This window comes from Paraburkholderia sp. FW306-2-2C-D06C, assembly GCF_058781505.1.
This window is the reverse complement of sequence record NZ_JBYSWU010000048.1, coordinates 24,457-42,205: the sequence shown is the minus strand read 5'-3', so window position 1 is coordinate 42,205 and position 17,749 is coordinate 24,457. Positions and strand designations below refer to the sequence as shown.

At 60.0% G+C, this 17,749-nt stretch carries 14 protein-coding genes, 1 tRNA gene and 3 pseudogenes; 9 read left to right on the top strand and 9 right to left on the bottom strand.

Translation table 11 applies throughout. The features are described from left to right. Positions 1–16 precede the first annotated feature (16 nt). From dnaG to AC3WLT_RS28360, 4 genes are all read left to right on the top strand, one after another. On the top strand, positions 17–1,885 hold the full coding sequence (gene dnaG / locus AC3WLT_RS28375; protein WP_492594981.1) for a DNA primase: 1,869 nt from the start codon (positions 17–19) through the stop codon (positions 1,883–1,885). Positions 1,886–1,976: 91 nt separating this feature from the next. After that, positions 1,977–4,400 (top strand): RNA polymerase sigma factor RpoD, encoded by a 2,424-nt coding sequence (gene rpoD, locus AC3WLT_RS28370; RefSeq protein ID WP_492594980.1) that lies wholly within the window; start codon positions 1,977–1,979, stop codon positions 4,398–4,400. Positions 4,401–4,552: 152 nt separating this feature from the next. Beyond that, positions 4,553–4,640 (top strand) — tRNA-Ile (locus AC3WLT_RS28365). 1,140 nt (positions 4,641–5,780) lie between these two features. Beyond that, a complete protein-coding gene (locus AC3WLT_RS28360) occupies positions 5,781–6,923 on the top strand; it encodes a porin (protein WP_492594979.1) in 1,143 nt (380 codons plus the stop codon). A 108-nt stretch (positions 6,924–7,031) separates the two neighbouring features. Here the strand turns inward: AC3WLT_RS28360 and AC3WLT_RS28355 are convergent. Next, a pseudogene (locus AC3WLT_RS28355) lies at positions 7,032–7,526 on the bottom strand (porin family protein); the annotation flags it as partial. 111 nt (positions 7,527–7,637) lie between these two features. Between AC3WLT_RS28355 and AC3WLT_RS28350 the strand changes: the two are divergent. After that, positions 7,638–7,991, top strand: coding sequence for a transposase (locus tag AC3WLT_RS28350; RefSeq protein WP_492594978.1), 354 nt, complete (start codon positions 7,638–7,640; stop codon positions 7,989–7,991). Positions 7,992–8,078: 87 nt separating this feature from the next. Here the strand turns inward: AC3WLT_RS28350 and AC3WLT_RS28345 are convergent, their stop codons facing one another. Further along, positions 8,079–9,632: a methyl-accepting chemotaxis protein gene (locus tag AC3WLT_RS28345; protein WP_492594977.1), complete on the bottom strand. Its 1,554-nt coding sequence runs from the start codon at positions 9,630–9,632 to the stop codon at positions 8,079–8,081. 101 nt (positions 9,633–9,733) lie between these two features. After that, positions 9,734–10,081 (bottom strand): annotated as a pseudogene (locus AC3WLT_RS28340) (cyclic nucleotide-binding domain-containing protein); the annotation flags it as partial. 216 nt (positions 10,082–10,297) lie between these two features. On the opposite strand from AC3WLT_RS28340, the gene AC3WLT_RS28335 reads away from it, so the two are divergent. Continuing rightward, a complete protein-coding gene (locus tag AC3WLT_RS28335) occupies positions 10,298–11,929 on the top strand; it encodes an acyl-CoA synthetase (protein ID WP_492594976.1) in 1,632 nt (543 codons plus the stop codon). A gap of 64 nt (positions 11,930–11,993) precedes the next feature. On the opposite strand, the gene AC3WLT_RS28330 is transcribed toward AC3WLT_RS28335, so the two are convergent. The 4 genes from AC3WLT_RS28330 to AC3WLT_RS28315 all read right to left on the bottom strand — a co-directional run bounded on the left by AC3WLT_RS28330 (position 11,994) and on the right by AC3WLT_RS28315 (position 14,122). Further along, positions 11,994–12,218, bottom strand: a complete 225-nt coding sequence (locus tag AC3WLT_RS28330; RefSeq protein ID WP_492594975.1) for a hypothetical protein — start codon at positions 12,216–12,218, stop codon at positions 11,994–11,996. A gap of 279 nt (positions 12,219–12,497) precedes the next feature. Continuing rightward, on the bottom strand, positions 12,498–12,701 hold the full coding sequence (locus AC3WLT_RS28325) for a cold-shock protein (RefSeq protein WP_012428559.1): 204 nt from the start codon (positions 12,699–12,701) through the stop codon (positions 12,498–12,500). 308 nt (positions 12,702–13,009) lie between these two features. Continuing rightward, positions 13,010–13,645 (bottom strand): LysE family translocator, encoded by a 636-nt coding sequence (locus tag AC3WLT_RS28320; protein WP_492594974.1) that lies wholly within the window; start codon positions 13,643–13,645, stop codon positions 13,010–13,012. Between the two features lie 297 nt (positions 13,646–13,942). Further along, a complete protein-coding gene (locus AC3WLT_RS28315; protein WP_492594973.1) occupies positions 13,943–14,122 on the bottom strand; it encodes a hypothetical protein in 180 nt (59 codons plus the stop codon). A gap of 92 nt (positions 14,123–14,214) precedes the next feature. Here AC3WLT_RS28315 and AC3WLT_RS28310 point away from each other — a divergent pair, with 92 nt between their 5' ends. Both AC3WLT_RS28310 and AC3WLT_RS28305 read left to right on the top strand, forming a co-directional pair. Further along, positions 14,215–14,478 (top strand): H-NS family nucleoid-associated regulatory protein, encoded by a 264-nt coding sequence (locus AC3WLT_RS28310; RefSeq protein ID WP_492594972.1) that lies wholly within the window; start codon positions 14,215–14,217, stop codon positions 14,476–14,478. 254 nt (positions 14,479–14,732) lie between these two features. Then, positions 14,733–15,104: pseudogene (locus tag AC3WLT_RS28305) on the top strand (fumarate reductase/succinate dehydrogenase flavoprotein subunit); the annotation flags it as partial. A 148-nt stretch (positions 15,105–15,252) separates the two neighbouring features. Here the strand turns inward: AC3WLT_RS28305 and pcaG are convergent. After that, a complete protein-coding gene (gene pcaG, locus AC3WLT_RS28300; RefSeq protein WP_492594971.1) occupies positions 15,253–15,840 on the bottom strand; it encodes a protocatechuate 3,4-dioxygenase subunit alpha in 588 nt (195 codons plus the stop codon). A gap of 3 nt (positions 15,841–15,843) precedes the next feature. Next, a complete protein-coding gene (gene pcaH / locus AC3WLT_RS28295) occupies positions 15,844–16,548 on the bottom strand; it encodes a protocatechuate 3,4-dioxygenase subunit beta (RefSeq protein ID WP_492594970.1) in 705 nt (234 codons plus the stop codon). A 107-nt stretch (positions 16,549–16,655) separates the two neighbouring features. Between pcaH and pcaQ the strand changes: the two genes are divergently transcribed. Next, positions 16,656–17,645, top strand: coding sequence for a pca operon transcription factor PcaQ (gene pcaQ / locus AC3WLT_RS28290; RefSeq protein ID WP_492594969.1), 990 nt, complete (start codon positions 16,656–16,658; stop codon positions 17,643–17,645). Positions 17,646–17,749 lie beyond the last annotated feature (104 nt).

The window sequence follows — 17,749 nt, the reverse complement described above, 5'->3', positions numbered from 1 at the left end:
GGTAGCGTCATTCACTGTGATTCCACCGTCATTCCTGCAGGACTTGCTCAACCGCGTCGATATCGTCGACGTGGTCGGCCGGTATGTGCAGTTGAAAAAAGGCGGCGCGAACTTCATGGGGCTGTGCCCGTTTCACAACGAGAAAAGCCCTTCGTTTACGGTTAGTCCGACTAAGCAGTTCTATCACTGCTTTGGCTGCGGCGCGCATGGCACGGCTATCGGGTTCCTGATGGAGCACGTCGGCTCCACCTTCCCCGAGGCGGTCAACGAACTGGCGCAGTCGGTTGGTTTGACTGTGCCGAATGAGCCTTCGCCGGGATATGGCGGCGGTGGCTCCGGCGGCTATGCGCCGGCCGCCTCCAAGGCGGTCGCCACGGCGCTGTCCGACGTCATGCAAACCGCCTGCGACTTTTACCGCAAGCAGTTGCGCAGCGCGCCGGTCGCGATCCAGTATCTGAAGAAGCGCGGCCTGACCGGCGAGATCGCGGCCCGTTTTGGGCTCGGCTACGCGCCTGACGGCTGGCAAAACCTAGAAGCCGCGTTCCCGAACTATCGGGACGATTCGCTGGTCGAATCGGGCCTTGTGATTGTCAGCGAGAAGTCCGACGCGCAGGGTCAGAATCGCCGGTACGACCGCTTTCGCGAGCGGATCATGTTCCCGATACGCAATGTGAAGGGGCAGGTGATTGGCTTCGGCGGCCGCGTGCTGGACGGCGGCGAACCGAAATATTTGAATTCCCCGGAAACGCCTCTATTTAACAAAGGCAGCGAGCTGTATGGCCTGTTCGAGGCGCGGCTGGCGATTCGCGAGCAGCACTATGTGCTGGTGGTCGAAGGGTATATGGATGTGGTCGCGCTGGCCCAATTGGGGTTTCAGAACGCGGTCGCCACCCTCGGCACGGCTTGCACGCCGATTCATGTGCAGAAACTGATGCGCCAGACCGACACAGTCATCTTCAGTTTCGACGGCGATTCGGCCGGCCGCCGCGCGGCGCGCCGTGCGCTGGACGCCTGTCTGCCGCACGCGGCGGACAACCGGACCATCCGGTTCCTGTTTTTGCCGTCCGAGCACGATCCGGACAGCTACGTGCGCGAATTCGGCAGCGAGGCGTTCGCCGAGCAGGTCGAACGGGCCATGCCGCTGTCGCAGTTCATGCTGAACGAGGTGCTGACCGGCAAGGAGCTGGATCAGCCCGAAGGCAAGGCCCGCGCGCTGTTCGACGCCAAGCCCCTGCTGCAGGCGCTGCCGGCCAATGCCTTGCGCGCACAGATCATGCATATGTTCGCCGACCGGCTCGATGTGCCGTTCGACGAAGTGGCCGCGCTGTGCGAGGTCGATGCCCGGATTGCGGCGGCCGCCCGTTCGGCGCCGGCGCGCAAGGACCGCCGCAGTGTGACCGGGATCGAAGAAAAAACGCTGCGCAATCTGGTGATGCATCCGCGGACTGTCGCCATGCTCGACGAGGAGGCCGAACAGGCACTTCTGACGGTCGCGCGGCACGGCGAATTGTTCGAAGAAGTCACCACGCATGCGCGCGCGCTGGGCGATTCGGCGGAGTTTCAGTTGCTGTCCGACCTATTGCGAAACGGCGCAAACGCCCCAACTTTCGAGGAAATCTTTCGCAAAATTCTAGACTATGATGAAAACGTCCGGGATTTGCTGCTGAAGGACCCGGAAGATGCGACCGTCATCGAGGAGCGGCGCGAGCAGGAGCGGATCGTCGGAGAGGAGCTGAAAGCGGCGATCCTGAAGATGCGGTACGACGCTTACTGCGATCGTCTCGAGCAGCTTTCGCGGCAATCCCGGCACACGCCGGAGGAGTTTGCGGAGCTCTCGGAACTGAATCAGAAGCGGGCTGACATGAAGCGCCAGCTTGGGCTGTAGGCGGGAAGGGCGGAACCTGGGTGCTATAATAAAAGGTTTCCAGCGGTTTGTTTTCTAAAGGTTTTCCTAGCAAAGGCGAAAAGGCGATGCGATGGCAAAGACTACAGGCGGAACTACAGGCGGAACTACGGGCGGAACTACGGGCGGAAAGAAAGCGACGGGCACGAGCTCCAGGGAGCAGACCAGAAAGGTCACCGAGGCCAAGTTAGTTTCTTCCGCCAGAAAAGCGTCTGCCGCCAGTGTCAAACCTGCTGCCGGGAAGAAATCTTCGACCTCTTCCGCTGCGCGAGCGGAGCCGGTCAGGGCGGCGAAAGCTGCACAACCGGCCACGAAACGGCCGAGTGCCAGAAGCGCAAGGGAAGCGGCTGCCGCGCAGGACGATGCGGCGGTGCGCGAGACTCCAGTATCCACGGTTCAACCGGCTGTTGTCCACCAGCCGCGAGTCGAGACTACAGCCGGTACGGCGAACTCCATGACGAAAAAGCTGAACGAAGTACCCGTCGATGACGACGCAACCCAGAGCGAAGATGCCCCTGCGGCCGTTCCGGGCAAAGTTGAAAAGGCCAAGGCACGTGATCGTCGCGCAAAGGAAAAAGCGCTGCTGAAGGACGCGTTCGCGTCGTCGCAGCCCGGCACCGTCGAGGAACTTGAAGAGCGCCGCTCGAAACTGCGCGCGCTGATCAAGCTCGGCAAGGAGCGCGGCTTCCTCACGTACGCTGAAATCAACGACCACCTCCCGGACAACTTCACCGAGACCGAGGCGATCGAAGGCATCATCAGCACGTTCAACGACATGGGCGTGGCCGTGTACGAGCAGGCGCCGGATGCCGAAACGTTGCTGCTGAACGACAACGCGCCGACGGCTTCTTCGGACGACGAAGTGGAAGAAGAAGCGGAAGTTGCGCTGTCCACCGTCGACTCCGAATTCGGCCGTACCACCGATCCCGTCCGCATGTACATGCGTGAAATGGGTACGGTCGAGCTGCTCACGCGCGAAGGCGAAATCGAAATCGCGAAGCGGATCGAAGACGGCCTGAAGCACATGGTGATGGCCATCTCCGCGTGCCCGACCACGATCGCCGACATTCTCGCCATGGCTGAGCGCGTCGCGAACGAGGAAATCCGCATCGACGAACTGGTCGACGGCCTGATCGACGCCAACGCGGAAGATGCGGACGGCTTCTCCGCGCAGGAAGCGGAAGCGATCGAAAGCGAAGACGAAGAAGTCGAAGAGGACGAAGAAGAGGACGAGGAAGAAGACGACGGCACCGCGCAGGCTACGGCCAACGCAGCGCAGATGGAAGCGCTCAAGCGCGCGTCGCTCGAGAAGTTCGCCCTCATCAGCGAATGGTTCGACAAGATGCGTCGCGCGTTCGAGAAGGAAGGCTACAAGTCGAAGTCTTACCTGAAGGCGCAGGAAACGATTCAGAACGAACTGATGACGATCCGCTTCACCGCGCGTACTGTCGAGCGTCTGTGCGACACGCTGCGCGCGCAAGTGGACGAAGTGCGTCAGGTCGAGCGTCAGATTCTGCACACGGTTGTCGACAAGTGCGGCATGCCGCGCGCCGAGTTCATCGCGCGTTTCCCGGGCAGCGAGACGGATCTCGAATGGGCTGACAAGATCGTCGGCGAAGGTCATGCGTATAGCGCGATCCTCACGCGGAATATTCCGGCGATTCGCGAGCAACAACAGCGTCTGCTGGACTTGCAAGCGCGCGTCGTGCTGCCGCTGAAGGACCTGAAGGAAACCAACCGTCAGATGGCGGCCGGCGAACTGAAGGCGCGTCAGGCAAAGCGTGAAATGACCGAGGCGAACTTGCGTCTCGTGATCTCGATTGCGAAGAAGTACACCAACCGTGGTCTGCAGTTCCTCGACCTGATTCAGGAAGGCAACATCGGCTTGATGAAGGCGGTGGACAAGTTCGAATATCGTCGCGGCTACAAGTTCTCCACGTACGCAACGTGGTGGATCCGCCAGGCCATTACGCGTTCGATCGCTGACCAGGCGCGTACGATCCGCATTCCGGTTCATATGATCGAAACGATCAACAAGATGAACCGCATCTCGCGTCAGATTCTGCAGGAAACCGGTCTCGAGCCGGATCCGGCAACGCTGGCTGAGAAGATGGAAATGCCGGAAGACAAGATCCGCAAGATCATGAAGATCGCGAAGGAGCCGATCTCGATGGAAACGCCGATCGGTGACGACGACGATTCGCATCTGGGCGACTTCATCGAAGATACGAACACGGTCGCGCCGGCCGACGCCGCATTGCACGCTAGCATGCGCGATGTCGTGAAGGACGTGCTCGACTCGTTGACGCCGCGCGAAGCGAAGGTGCTGCGCATGCGTTTCGGTATCGAGATGAGCACCGATCACACGCTCGAAGAAGTCGGTAAGCAGTTCGACGTGACGCGTGAACGGATCCGTCAGATCGAGGCGAAGGCGCTGCGCAAGCTGCGTCACCCGAGCCGTTCGGACAAGCTGAAGTCGTTCCTCGAAGGGAATTGATCAAAGCTGGCGGGTCGCGGCAAATGATGCATTGGTTTGAAGGGGCCTTCCGGTTGTTTCGCATAAGCGAAGCGGTTGCGAAGGCCCCTTTTTCGTGTAGTATGTCGGCCAATCAGCGAATAGGCCCGGCCTTCAGACCGGGTCTTTTTCTTGGGCCGGACGCCGTGCTGGTTGCAGGCAGCGGACTCATAATCCGCCTCCGAAAGGACACCGTCGGTTCGAATCCGACCCGGCCCACCATAGATGTAGAAGAAGGGTTCCGAGATTTCGGAACCCTTTTTTTATGGCGCGAATCGAATATCAGATGCGGCGATTTGTCACTTCCACCTCGAGTCTTAACTAGAAAGTGCAGATTCCCAGCCGCCTCTGGAATCGGTTTTCGCGACAGCGTTTATCGGCTTCAATGGCCATTCACGTTCGAGTTCGGCGCCGAGGGGTGAGGACGAAGCCGGGCTGGTTACAAGCCGCGCCATAAGAGTGGACCGCCGGCTCGCTGGAAGGTAGGGAAACTCTGTTAAAAAAACCGATGGCTGCGCCGTTAATAAAATACGGATGGCTGTTCGATGTATGCCATCCGCTTTCAGCACGGGTTTTCGTCACGCGGCGGCCGGCGCCGCAATTCACCCCCGGGCAACACCCGTGCTGAAGGCTTCACTCCTGCGGCGCGTTCGCTTTGAAGCAACAAGTGCGTCGAAGTGCGGGGCCGCCCTGCCTGCCTGACTGGCTGGATGAGACCGCCGCCACAGGACGGGTGTTTCTTTGGCGGATCCGCGCAAGGCGACGCTGCGGCAGCTGTACGGAAGTCGAGCCGAGAAATTCAACCCGATTTGTTAATCGCCGTCTGTTAATCGTCAAAACAGTGGGATAACCGCTGTACCGCGCTGTGCAGAATAATTTCTGTAAAAGGACGACCGGGAAAACTGAATTAAGTTCCAGGTTTTCTGAAATAAATTTACTCTGTGCCACATTTACGTCGCGCATTTGCCTGATTTTCAGGCAATAAGCCGCAGCTCATTTTTTGATCGTTCCGACCCGATTGCGTCGGGCATATTAAATGCTGTTGCATACGCACAACTTTGATTATTGAGAAGTTGCAAATATTTTCTGTCTAGAGCAGTCGTGCGGTGCGTCTTATTTCATGATAAACGCCGGAAAAACAAAGACTTAATCTCAAAGTTGATTTTATTGTTGCGAATTCTGAAAGATCATGTTGCGTAAATTGCGCATATTGCTATTAGGGTGTCCCCCTACACTCACGCTTCGTTTCAAGGGTGCCCGGCTGACCCGAAAGGGTTCGGCGAACAGGGCGGCAGTGCGATACAAGCGCTGTCGAGGCGGGTCTTGCTCCCCGCGTAAATTTATCGAACCGGAGTCCCACGCATGAAAAAGAGTCTCATCGTCGTTGCGGTTGCCGCATCGTTCGCTTCCGTCGCTCACGCACAAAGCAGCGTGACGCTGTATGGTCTGTTGGATGCCGGCCTGACGTACACCAGCAATGTCAACCACAACGCAAAGTGGGCAGCAGGTAGCGGCGGCATCAACCAAAGCATGTTCGGTCTGCGCGGTTCGGAAGATCTGGGCGGCGGTCTGAAGGCAATCTTCACGTTGGAAAGCGGCTTCAACATCAACAACGGCAAGTTCGCTAACAACAACGGCATGTTCAACCGTCAGGCGTTCGTCGGCCTGTCGAGCGCGCAATTCGGTACGGTCACGCTGGGTCGTCAATACGACGCAGCACAAGACTACCTGGCACCGCTGACCGCAACGGGCAGCTGGGGCGGTACGTACTTCGCTCACCCGTTCAACAACGACAACCTGAACACGAACGGCGGCTTGTCGGTCAACAACTCGATCAAGTACTCGAGCGCTAACTACGCTGGCTTCACGTTCGGCGGCACGTACGGCTTCTCGAACCAGGCTGGCGCATTCGCAAACAACCGCGAATACAGCGTTGGTGCTGCATACCAGTGGCAAGGCCTGCGCCTCGGCGCTGCTTACGCGCAGCAGAACAACCCGGCTGCAAACGCCAGCGGTTCTTCGGACGGCGTGCTCGCGAACACGTCCGGCATCATGACCGGCAACTTCCGTCAACGTGAGTTCGGCGCAGCTGCTTCGTACTCGTTCGGCCCGGCTACTGTCGGTGCGGCATTTACGCAGTCGCGTGTGGACAACCTCGTCGGCGCCGAAGTGGGCCAACGTCAAGGCCGTTCGAACAACTACGAAGTCAACGGCAAGTACAACGTGACGCCGGCTCTGGGCTTGGGCGTTGCTTACACGTTCACGGACGCACGTGGTTATGGCGTCAACGCTGACGGCAACGACATGAAGACCCGTTACCACCAGATCGGTCTGCAAGCTGACTACTCGCTGTCGCGTCGTACGGACGTCTACGCTCAAGCCGTGTACCAGCACGCAATGGGCGACGGCGGTGTCGCTTCGATCTACAGCGGTGACAACTCGCAACTGCCGTCGTCGTCGAAGAACCAGACGGCTGCTACGGTCGGTCTGCGTCACCGCTTCTAAGCATCAACAGAAGCTGGTCGTAGTAAAAAGGTGCCGTTCGCGGCACCTTTTTTTATGGGCATTCAGAACATCTGCCACGAATGGCGGATGCCGCGCGTCTCGCGAGACTCAGAAAATCGTGCGCAGACCGAGTGCGACGCCGGTCTGATTGTTCTTGCCCGGCAATTCGACCGAGGCCGCGCCCGACACCTTGTCGAAATCGACCGTACCGTACACCTCGGTACGCATGGACAGCGCGTATTCAGCCAGCGCAATCAACGTGTAGCGATTGCCGCTGCCCAACTGGCCGTTGCCGATCGCCGCATTGGACATGTGGTCGTAGTACGCCGCGCCGGTCAGCGTGAGCGCGAGCGTGGCCTGCCAGGCCATGTCGGCGAACGGGCCATTGTCGACGCGTCCCGAACCCTTCAGCATCTCGATGCCAGGCACCACCGTTTGCTGCGCCAATACGCTGTCGACGAAGCCGGTGTCGTCCTTCGAATGCAGGTAGCCGACGTACACCTTCGCTGAGCTGAACGCATAGACCGCGTTCGCATTGAAGATGGTCTGCTTGTGGCGCAATAGGTTATTGCGATTTCTAACGACTGCACGTGCGCATCTGACAAGAATTAACCTTCGCGAAAGCGCGCTTGGAGTAGTCTCAATAAATTGATCCATCGGCTATTTTTGCGCTGCGACGCTAGCACGTGTGCTGCGAGTGCGCGTTCTTACTGCATGAATACTCCCGCTTCAAATCCCCTCGCTGGCTCGCCGGTTATTCATGATCTGACCGACGAGCAATGGCACCGCATCGTACCGCTGCTGCCTGAAATGAAGGACCTTGGACCACGGTGCGGCCGTCCCTGCATCGATATCCGCTGCGTGGTCAACGGCGTGCTGTGGGTGCTGCGCACGGGCAAGGCGTGGAAAGCGCTGCCTGACCGGTATCCGCCTTATCAAACATCGCATCGCTACTATTTGCGCTGGAAAAGGTCAGGTGTGCTTGCCAGCATCGCCTTCGCGCTATTCAATAGCGATGTGATGTTGGCCCGCCAGGATTCGCGCAAAGGCGACGCGAGCGCCATCTGAATTCCGCTTCTGCATCGCAAATGAAAAAGGCCGTCACTGGTGACGGCCCTGGTTCACCGGCGCTGCAAGTACGCCTGTCAATCAGGCCTACTGTTCGACCTTGAACACCGAAACTGCATGTCGCAGACGTTCGGTCTGCTCATCGAGTGAGCCGGCTGCGGCGGCCGCCTGCTCGACGAGAGCCGCATTGCGTTGCGTCACGTCGTCCATTTGACGGATCGTGAGATTGACTTCGCCGATGCCCGAGCTTTGCTCTTTCGAGGCCGCCGAGATCTCATTCATGATCGCCGTTACCCGGCGCACCGCGTCGACCACCTCGCCGATCGTACTGCCTGCCTTGCCGGCCAGCGTCGAACCTTCGCCGACTTGCGCCACCGATTGATCGATCAGCACCTTGATCTCCTTGGCCGCCGTCGCGCTGCGCTGAGCGAGGTTGCGCACTTCGCCCGCGACCACCGCGAAACCGCGGCCTTCTTCGCCGGCGCGCGCGGCTTCCACCGCGGCGTTCAGCGCAAGGATATTGGTCTGGAACGCGATGCCTTCGATCACGCTGATGATCTCGCCGATTTTGCGCGAACTATCGGTGATGCCGGCCATTTTCTCGACCACGTCGTTGACGACCTGGCCGCCGCGCGCCGCAATATTGGATGCGTCCGTCGCCAGTTCCGACGCGGTTGCCGCATTGTCGGCATTCTGCGTGACGGTCTTGGTGAGTTCGTCCATGCTGGCGGCCGTTTGCTGCAGCGAAGCCGCCTGCTCTTCGGTGCGGCTCGACAGATCCAGGTTGCCCGCGGCGATCTCTTTCGAGGCGACCGTGATCGTTTCAGCGGAAGTCTTGATCCGCGCGACGGTAGCGGCGAGCTGATTGCGCATCTCGCGCAACGAGAACAGCAGGCTCGAATGGTCGTCGCGCCGCAGTTCGATCGTGGTGGCGAGGTCGCCGCGCGCGATCTGCATGGCGATAGCCGCGGCGGTCGACGGTTCTCCTCCGATCGAACGCGATACGTTGCGCACCACTCGCGAAGCGACGAACGATACCAGTATGCCGAGCACTACCAGCATGGCGGCCGAGCGTTCAAGCGTGGTGTACAACTGCGCCTGGATGTCGTCCATGTAGGCGCCGGCGATGAAGTCCCAGTTCCACGGACCGAAGCGTTTCACGTAACCGATCTTTTCGCTCGGCGTCGTCTCGCCGGGTTTCGGCCACCAGTAGCGCAGGTAGCCGGAGCCGCCCGCCGAGCCGCCGGCCTGGGCGATGTCGTGGTACAGCGCATTGCCTTTGGCGTCGCGAAAGCCGCTCATGTCCTTGCCGTTCAGCTTCGGGCTCATGGGGTGAGCGATCATCACCGAGTCGCCGCGCACGATCGTGACATAGCCGGACGTGCCGTAGCGCTGCGCATTGACGCGGGCGATGGCTTGTTGTTTGGCTTCGTCGACGGAGAGCTTGCCAGCGTCGGCCAGCTTCGCGTAGTCCGCGACGATCGACAACGCCATGTCGGTGACATCGGCCAGATCCGCACGCCGTGCGTCCATTTGACCGTTTCGTGCTTCTAACGCGTTCACAACGGTGACGATCAGGAGCGCTGCCCAGCACAGCAGCAACGGCACCCACAATTTCTGTTTTAGTGTCAGGGGGTTCATTGTCGGCTTCGGCGATACGTTGAACTCGGAATGGGGAGGGGTTGCAATCTGCGCTGCATAGCTCGCATAACGGCCGTGGCGGCAGATTCTTTATTCCGTTGCTCAAAATTGCGCAACTCGCGCTTGATGACGCTGCCTTCGCCGAACCAGCCGCCGGGCGGTACGCCGGATAGCGTGCAACTGCGTCCGGAAGCGTTGTAGATGGCGAGTTTGATGAGCCCCGAATGCACGCCGATCCAGTAATCCGACGGTTCCTGGCGGCGCGCGATCCACGCTCCGCCTTCCAGGCGCTCCGCGTGCGAACTGGCGAGGACCATCGACCGGTGTTCGTCGGCCAGCGCCGGGAACCACGCGCAGGTGGCGAACAGTTGCGGCAGGTCGGCGCGCGCGACGCACTCCGGCCGGTGCGAGCGGGCGCCTGCGAGGGGAGTGAGCGGAACGTCGTCCATAAGCGGCTTGGGGTGTGTCCGGTTTAGGGCAAGAGCGGTAACTGAGGGCAATGCGGGGCCGGTTAAGGCCAGTTAAGGCCGGGTAGGACCGCTTAAGGTCGGTTAGGGTGTGCCACTCTGTCATTTGAACGACAGACAGTTCAGCATGACAATTGCTAGGCTAGTTCATCAAACAGAATAACCGACGGCGCGGTCCGCGCCTCAGGAGACGATGCAATGAAGCACATGTTCGAAGAAGGACTCGAGCGCCGCGAGGCCAACTATGTCCCGCTGACGCCGCTCGATTTCATCGTACGCGCCGCGGAAGTTTACGGTGAGCGGCTCGCGGTCGTCCATGGGGAGATTCGCCGTAACTGGCGCGAGACCTACGAGCGTACGCGACGGCTGGCCAGCGCGTTGCAACAGGCCGGTATCGAACGCGGCGACACGGTCGCGGCCTTGCTCCCCAACATTCCTCCGATGATAGAAGCGCACTTCGGCGTCCCGATGGCCGGGGCCGTGCTCAACACGCTGAATACGCGGCTCGACGTGTCGTCTTTGCTGTTCATGCTGCGGCATGGCGAGGCGAAGGCGCTGATCGTCGATACGGAGTACAGCGAGTTTGCACATCGCGCGGCGCTGGAATTCCCGGAGTTGCGGGTAATCAGCGTAGCCGACGCGATGCCTGCCGACGCGGACAAATTCATCCGCGCGACCGATTACGAAGCGTTCCTGCAAGCCGGCGACCCTGAGTTCGCGTGGGCGCCGCCCGCCGACGAGTGGGACGCCATCGCGCTGAACTACACCTCGGGTACGACCGGCGATCCGAAGGGCGTGGTCTACCATCATCGCGGCGCCTATCTGAATGCCCTCAGCAATATCCTCGAATGGGACATGCCCAAGCATGCGGTCTATCTGTGGACGTTGCCGCTCTTTCACTGCAACGGCTGGTGTTTCGCGTGGACGGTCGCCGCGCGTGCCGGCGTCAACGTCTGCCTGCGCAAATTCGACGCGAAGACGGTGTTCGACCTGATTCGCCGCGACGGCATCACGCATTATTGCGGTGCGCCGATCGTGCAGAGCGCGCTCGCCAATGCGCCGGCTGAGTGGCGCGAGGGCATCGCGCATCGCGTGTCGGCGATGGTGGCGGGCGCGGCGCCGCCGCCCGCGGTGATCGCGAAGATGAAGGAGATCGGTTTCGACCTGACGCACGTGTATGGGCTCACGGAAACCTACGGGCCGGCCGCGGTCTGCGCGAAACAGGATCACTGGGAAACGCTCGACGACAACGCGTGCGCCGAACTGAATGCACGGCAAGGCGTGCGCTATCACCTCCAGGCAGCAGTGGCGGTACTCGACCCCGACACGCTCGAGCCGGTGCCGAACGACGGCGAAACGCTCGGTGAAATCATGTTCCGCGGCAACATCTGCATGAAGGGCTATCTGAAGAACGAGCGCGCCACGGAAGCGACCTTCCGCGGCGGCTGGTTCCATACCGGCGATCTAGGCGTGCGGATGCCTGACGGCTATATCCGTATCCGCGATCGCAGCAAGGACATCATCATTTCGGGTGGCGAGAACATCTCGAGCATCGAGATCGAAGACACGCTGTACCGGCACCCTGCGGTCTCGGTGGCCGCCGTGGTGGCGATGGCCGATCCAAAATGGGGCGAAGTACCGTGCGCCTTCGTCGAACTCAAGGAAGGCGCTCAGGTGACCGCGGAAGAGATCATCGCGCACTGCCGGCTGTTTCTTGCAGGATACAAGCTGCCAAAAGCAGTGCGCTTCGGCGAATTGCCGAAGACGTCGACGGGAAAAATCCAGAAGTTCGAGCTGCGCGCGCGGATCAAATCGGAAGGAACCGAATAGACCGCGCGTGATTTTCTAGCGCGCCGGATGGCGCGCAAAGTAGTGCTTAAAGGAGGCATCGCGCTTAACCGCGCGTGTCGACCCAGTTGCGTGCCCAGCGTGCCGAGTGCTGCAACGCCTGCTCTTCGTTCGCGAAGTAGTCGAGCGAATAGAACTGGTAGCGCCCTTCGGCACGCGCACTGTCGGCGCGTTCGAGCAGCAGGTTGGACGAAAAGCTACCGTCGGGCAAACGATGCGCCGAGGGTTGGACGGCATAGCCGTTGTAGTGATGAATATGTTTGATTTGCATTTTAATTTTAATGATGTTCGAGTGCGCGCATGCCGTGCGAATCCTGCACGGACGAGCCGATTCAAGCCATTGCGAGCCGAATCTGAACGCAGTCGGAAAGCGAAAAAAGGGCGTTGAAGCCAGAGGGGAGAATGAGGTGCAACGAGGCGTTTGGCGCTTGGAGCTTGCTGCTGAAAACCGATGCAGCTAAAAGCGATCGCGCCAACTGTGGGAGACAAAAGCTCCGCGAGGATGTCGCTGCAACCCGGTGTCCGTTGCCGGACACCGAGCCCTTCAAACTTACAGCGGCTTGATGTTAGCCGCTTGCAGACCCTTCGGGCCTTGCTTCGTTTCGAAGCTCACCTTCTGATTTTCAGCCAGCGTCTTGAAGCCGTCGCCGCTGATTTCGGAGAAGTGCGCGAACAGGTCGTCGCCGCCCTTGTCCGGGGTGATGAAGCCAAAGCCTTTGCTGTCGTTGAACCACTTAACGGTACCGGTATCCATGAAGAATCCTTGAAACAAGAAATAGAAAGATTTGCTCTGCTGAGGAGAGCGCGTAAAGAATCAAGGAGGGAGAGGACAACGAATACCGCTGAGGGAGCGAGCAATTGATGAACAGCAATCGAACTTCTTGAACTTCGGCTCGAACAGTAACCGCCGGGCCGTGTCAGCGTCAACATTTATCTTGTAACTGTTTTGCCGCGCACGCCGCGCGCACGCCGTATTCCACGCGCCGGCTCGCCCGACGATGCGGCCCTGGTTTCTGGCTTGTCGTGTCTGGCGGGACAAGCCGGTCACATACAGACGATGTTTCAGAGGCCCGTTTTGTGTGCCGTCAGGATCAGGCGCAATCCGAGCGCCGCAACCGCGCCTGCCGCGACGCGATCGATCCAGGCCTTCCATGTCAGATAGATTTCGCGCGGCCGTTTGCTTGAAAAGCACAATGCGACCACGGTGTACCAGCCGGCTTCGATGGCGAATATGGCAGGCGGCAGTGCGAAATAGCACCACAGCGGGGGATGTTGCGGGAGCAGAGCCGCGAAAATGCTGCCGTAGTAGACGGCTGTCTTCGGATTGCTGAGTTGTGTGCTCAAGCCAATCCAGAAGGATTTGCGCACGTTGGTGGCGTCGGCTTGTGCGCTGTCGAACGCGAGCGGTTTGGCGGCGCCGCGCCAGATCTTCGACGCGAGGTAGATCAGATACAGGCCGCCCGCCACTTTCAAACCGACGTATAGCCACTCGACCGTGGCGAGCAACGTGTACAGGCCGAGCAGCGCGATGCCGCTAAAAAATATGCCGCCGATGCCCATGCCCGCGGCTGTCGCGAGGCCGTCGCCGCGGGATAGGCCGATGGCATTGCGGGCGACGATCACGAAGCTGGGTCCGGGGCTCATGGCGCCCAATAGCAGTGCGGCCAGAATGGTGGCGATGGCAGTTGATGCGGACATTTTGCGTTTCCCTCGACGGTTGAAGGCAATGAGTCACTGGAAAATAACATGATCGGGACAGGTTAGGGTTTTTCCTGCATAGCGCTATGGGTTGTACGCCTGCGGCATTGCCTTTCCCTGTTTTTTCGTTGGTTTATTAGCATTGCAACGCTAATGAATCGATGAGAAAAAAAGGTCTAAGAAGCCGGAACAAGACGAGCCAACGCCGTAGGCACACAGACAATGCCGCTGCCAAAAGGCAGGCAGAACAGGAAGGCATCAACAGACAACCCCGCCGGGCAGGCTGCGCTGCGGGCATCACAAAATGGATGCTAGAATTGCTTTCCATACGCTGAAGCAGCCTCGGAACACCGAGGCGACCAGGGCGCGATTCGAGCCGTTTGCCGACGAATTTCCCAAAATCCATGATTTGTTGGGCGTGATTTCCAGATGCGAATTTCGCGCATCGGGGAAGGGCATCGCGAGTTCGATTTGCACCCACTCATCCGATTCATGCAAAGGCTTCGCGTTGTTTAGCGAAGCCTTTGTTTTTCGAACGCGAGCATTATTAGCCGCGAAACCGGTACGTTATGAAAGAGCGAGAAGAACAACGGCTGTTCGACCTCGACGGGAATGCGCGTGAGCGCCTGATCCTGTGGATACGACGCCGCATGGACGAATACGGCATCACAATGGAAGCACTCGCAGATGCGATCGAAGCAGACGCGGCCGCGACCAAGACCGTGATGTATCGCGATGCCTACGGCAATACATGGGACGGTCATGGCGATAAACCGGATTGGCTAGCGCGCGCGATTTACGCCGGGCAAAACATCGATCATTTCCGTTGCTGACGGTGCGATTGGGTCTACGCCGCTAGTCGTTTTCCTGCGGAGTTCCACTGCGCGGTGCTTTATATTTGTGTGCCTGTGCCTGTGCCTGTGCCTGTGCCTGTGGCGTACAACCAATAGCACCGCCAAAGGCGAAAATCTCAAAATCGCCGAACAAGAAATACAAACCACAAAAACTTAGTTCACCCGCGAGGGCGCCATCTCCATGCTGTGGATCATCTTGTCATAACAAGTGAACAAGGCAATACCATGCCGAAATCCCCAGCGGGCACTGTGCTCCCGTCAAAGCCAAAGAGCAGAATCCGAGTCTGCAGGTCTTGCTGCTGGAGAAGGTCAACGTCAAACGCAGCGGCGCGATTTCGATGGGCATGGACGGTCCGAATAACGCGGTCATCCCCGGTCACGCGACGCCCGATCAGTGCACCAGGGAAATCACCATCGCCAACAACGGCATTGTCGATCAAGCCGCCGTCTATGCCTACGCGCAACACAGCTTCAAGACCATCGAAGAACTCGACCGCTGGGGCGTGAAGTTCGAAAAGGACGGCACCGGCGACTACGCGGTCAAGAAAGTGCATCACATGGGCTCGTATGTGCTGCCGATGCCCGAAGGTCACGACATCAAGAAAGGATCGAGCCAGACCGAATCCGAACGGCGCACAAAAAAAAGCCCGCACGAAGCGGGCTTTGAGTTTTACTCGGAGTTTCGCGATCCAGTCGCCAGACGGATCGCATTCAGTGTATTTGAAGGCAATATGAAAATATAGGAATTCCGCGTTACAGGTCGAAGAATACGGTTTCCTCGCCGCCCTGCATATGAATGTCGAAGCGGTACACGTTCGCCATTTTCGGTTCGCGCCGGGCGATCAGCGTGCCGCGACGGTCCGCGGGCACGGAAGCTAGCACGGGGTCGCGCTCGTTGGCTTGCGCTTCGTCCTCGAAATAGATGCGCGTGAAGGTATGCAGCAGCATGCCGCGCATCGTGACGATCACATTCAGATGCGGCGCTTCCTCCGGGCTCACGCGGCCGGGTTTCACTGTCTCCACGGCAAAGCGCAGTTGCGGATCGGTGCCCGTGCCGACCCGGGCGAAGCCGCGAAAACCGCTTGCCTCGACTTCTGCGCGCGATTCCGGATAGTGGCCTTGCGCGTCCGCTTGCGACACTTCCAGCATGGCATCGCCGATCACCTTGCCGTCGCCGTCGAACACCTGGCCGACAATCGTGATGTGCTCGCCGGCCGCTTCGCGGTCAGCCAGAACGGGCGTGAACAGGCTCTTGAAGGGGAAGTCGTATTGCTGCGGGCACAGACCGTAGGCGAAGTAAGGTCCAACCGTTTGCGAAGGCGTTTGCTTGAGAGTCGTCATGGCTTAGCGCTCCATCGGAGTTTCATTGCGGCCGCGCAGCACGATGTCGAAATCGTAGCCGAGCGCATAGGCCTCTTGCGTCGTATCGAGCGAAAAGTTCGCGATCAGCCGGTCACGTGCATGCTCGGGCGTGCCCTGGAAGATCGGGTCGAAGGCAAGCAGCGGGTCGCCGGGGAAGTACATCTGCGTGACGAGGCGCGAGCCGAAATGATCGCCGAACAGCGAGAAGTGAATATGGTTCGGACGCCATGCGTTCGGGTGATTGCCCCACGGATATGCGCCTGGTTTGATCGTCAGAAAGCGATAGCGGCCGTCGTTGTCGGTCACGCAGCGGCCTGCGCCAAGAAAGTTGGGATCGAGCGGCGCGTCGTGCTGATCGTTCTTGTGCACGTAGCGGCCGGCGGCATTGGCTTGCCAGATCTCGACCAGCGTGTTGCGCACCGGACGGCCGCCTTCGTCGAGCACGCGCCCCGTCACGATGATGCGCTCGCCGAGCGGTTCGCCGTTGCGCACGGCATTGCGCGTCAGATCGTTATCGAGCGCGCCGAGGTCTTCTGTGCCGTAGACGGGCACGCGTTGATCGCGCAGCTTTTCCTTCAGCGGAATCAGTGGGCGCGTCGGGCCGCGTTTGACCGATGAACCGTAGCCGGGATAGATGTATGGCGGGTGGGACGCGAAATCGCGGGCGGTGAGAACAGACTCGTCCATCAGTGTCTCCTTCGGGGAATTGTGGGATACAGCGTATGGAGCGACTTTATCCAACCTGAGAAGTTATGCAAAATGACGTTTTCGCTCTTTTCGTATAACCTTTCGTTATGCAACGCAGCCTCGCGGATAGCCGCGTCAAATTCCGTCATCTCCAGTGCTTTCTGGCCGTCGCGCAGTTCGGCGGCGTGCAGCGGGCGGCCGAAAGTTTGTCGATCACGCAGCCCGCGGTCTCCAAGACGGTCGCCGAACTGGAAGCGATACTCGGCGTGAAACTGTTCGAGCGCGGCCGTCACGGCGCTGTCACGACTCGCGAGGGGCAGCTCTTCATGCCGCATGCGAGCGCTTGCGTCAGCGCATTGCGGCAGGGCGTCGACTTGCTCGCGCGGGCGGAAGGCGCCGCCGCGGCCACGCTGGAAATCGGCGTCCTGCCGACTGTCGCGGCTGCGCTGATGCCGCCTGTGCTCAAGCTCTTCGCCGTGCAGTGGCCGCGCGCGATCGTGCGTCTCGCGACCGGCTCCAACCCTGAATTGCTGGAGCGTCTGAAAGCTGGCGCGATCGAATTTGCGATTGGACGTCTGGCGGATCCGGAGCGTATGGTTGGGCTCAGTTTCGAGCAGCTCTTCAGCGAGCCGCTGATCGCCGTCGTACGCGCCGGGCATCCGCTGGCAACGGGTTCCGGCTTGCCGGCCACTTCGCTGGAAGATTTTCCGGTGGTGCTGCCGCCGTTCGGCACGCTGATCCGGCAATCGGCTGAGAGCCTGTTGAGCGCGTGGGGCGTGCCGCCGTTGTCGGCGTATGTCGAGGTGCTGTCGGTGTCCACGGGGCGCGCGTTGACGCTCGAGAACGACGCGGTCTGGTTCGTGCCGCTGAGCGCGGTCGAATACGAACTGGCGCGCGGTATGCTGGTGCGTTTGCCATTGCCGTTTGCCGGCACCGACGAGCCGGTCGGGTTGATCCGGCGTTCGGATACGCAGCCGTCGCCGGTGGGCCGGGCGCTGATCGACGCGGTGCGCGAGGTCGCGCGTCAGCGGATGAGCGCCGCTGCGGATCAGTCCGGCGGAAAGCGTGCGCCCAGGCGCAGCCGCACGACGCGCTGAAACGCCCCCTGATGGTCGTGGCGTGGTTCCGGCGCGATTCCGGCTGAACCATTCAGTACAAAATGCAGGTTGCGAACGCCCTGCTACACGGTGTACAAACACGG

Coding starts and splice junctions, on each gene's coding strand:
- rpoD (WP_492594980.1), top strand. CDS start 1,977: ATGGCAAAGACTACAGGCGGAACTACAGGCGGAACTACGGGCGGAACT.
- AC3WLT_RS28360 (WP_492594979.1), top strand. CDS start 5,781: ATGAAAAAGAGTCTCATCGTCGTTGCGGTTGCCGCATCGTTCGCTTCC.
- AC3WLT_RS28350 (WP_492594978.1), top strand. CDS start 7,638: ATGAATACTCCCGCTTCAAATCCCCTCGCTGGCTCGCCGGTTATTCAT.
- AC3WLT_RS28345 (WP_492594977.1), bottom strand. CDS start 9,632: ATGAACCCCCTGACACTAAAACAGAAATTGTGGGTGCCGTTGCTGCTG.
- AC3WLT_RS28335 (WP_492594976.1), top strand. CDS start 10,298: ATGAAGCACATGTTCGAAGAAGGACTCGAGCGCCGCGAGGCCAACTAT.
- AC3WLT_RS28330 (WP_492594975.1), bottom strand. CDS start 12,218: ATGCAAATCAAACATATTCATCACTACAACGGCTATGCCGTCCAACCC.
- AC3WLT_RS28325 (WP_012428559.1), bottom strand. CDS start 12,701: ATGGATACCGGTACCGTTAAGTGGTTCAACGACAGCAAAGGCTTTGGC.
- AC3WLT_RS28320 (WP_492594974.1), bottom strand. CDS start 13,645: ATGTCCGCATCAACTGCCATCGCCACCATTCTGGCCGCACTGCTATTG.
- AC3WLT_RS28310 (WP_492594972.1), top strand. CDS start 14,215: ATGAAAGAGCGAGAAGAACAACGGCTGTTCGACCTCGACGGGAATGCG.
- pcaG (WP_492594971.1), bottom strand. CDS start 15,840: ATGACGACTCTCAAGCAAACGCCTTCGCAAACGGTTGGACCTTACTTC.
- pcaH (WP_492594970.1), bottom strand. CDS start 16,548: ATGGACGAGTCTGTTCTCACCGCCCGCGATTTCGCGTCCCACCCGCCA.
- pcaQ (WP_492594969.1), top strand. CDS start 16,656: ATGCAACGCAGCCTCGCGGATAGCCGCGTCAAATTCCGTCATCTCCAG.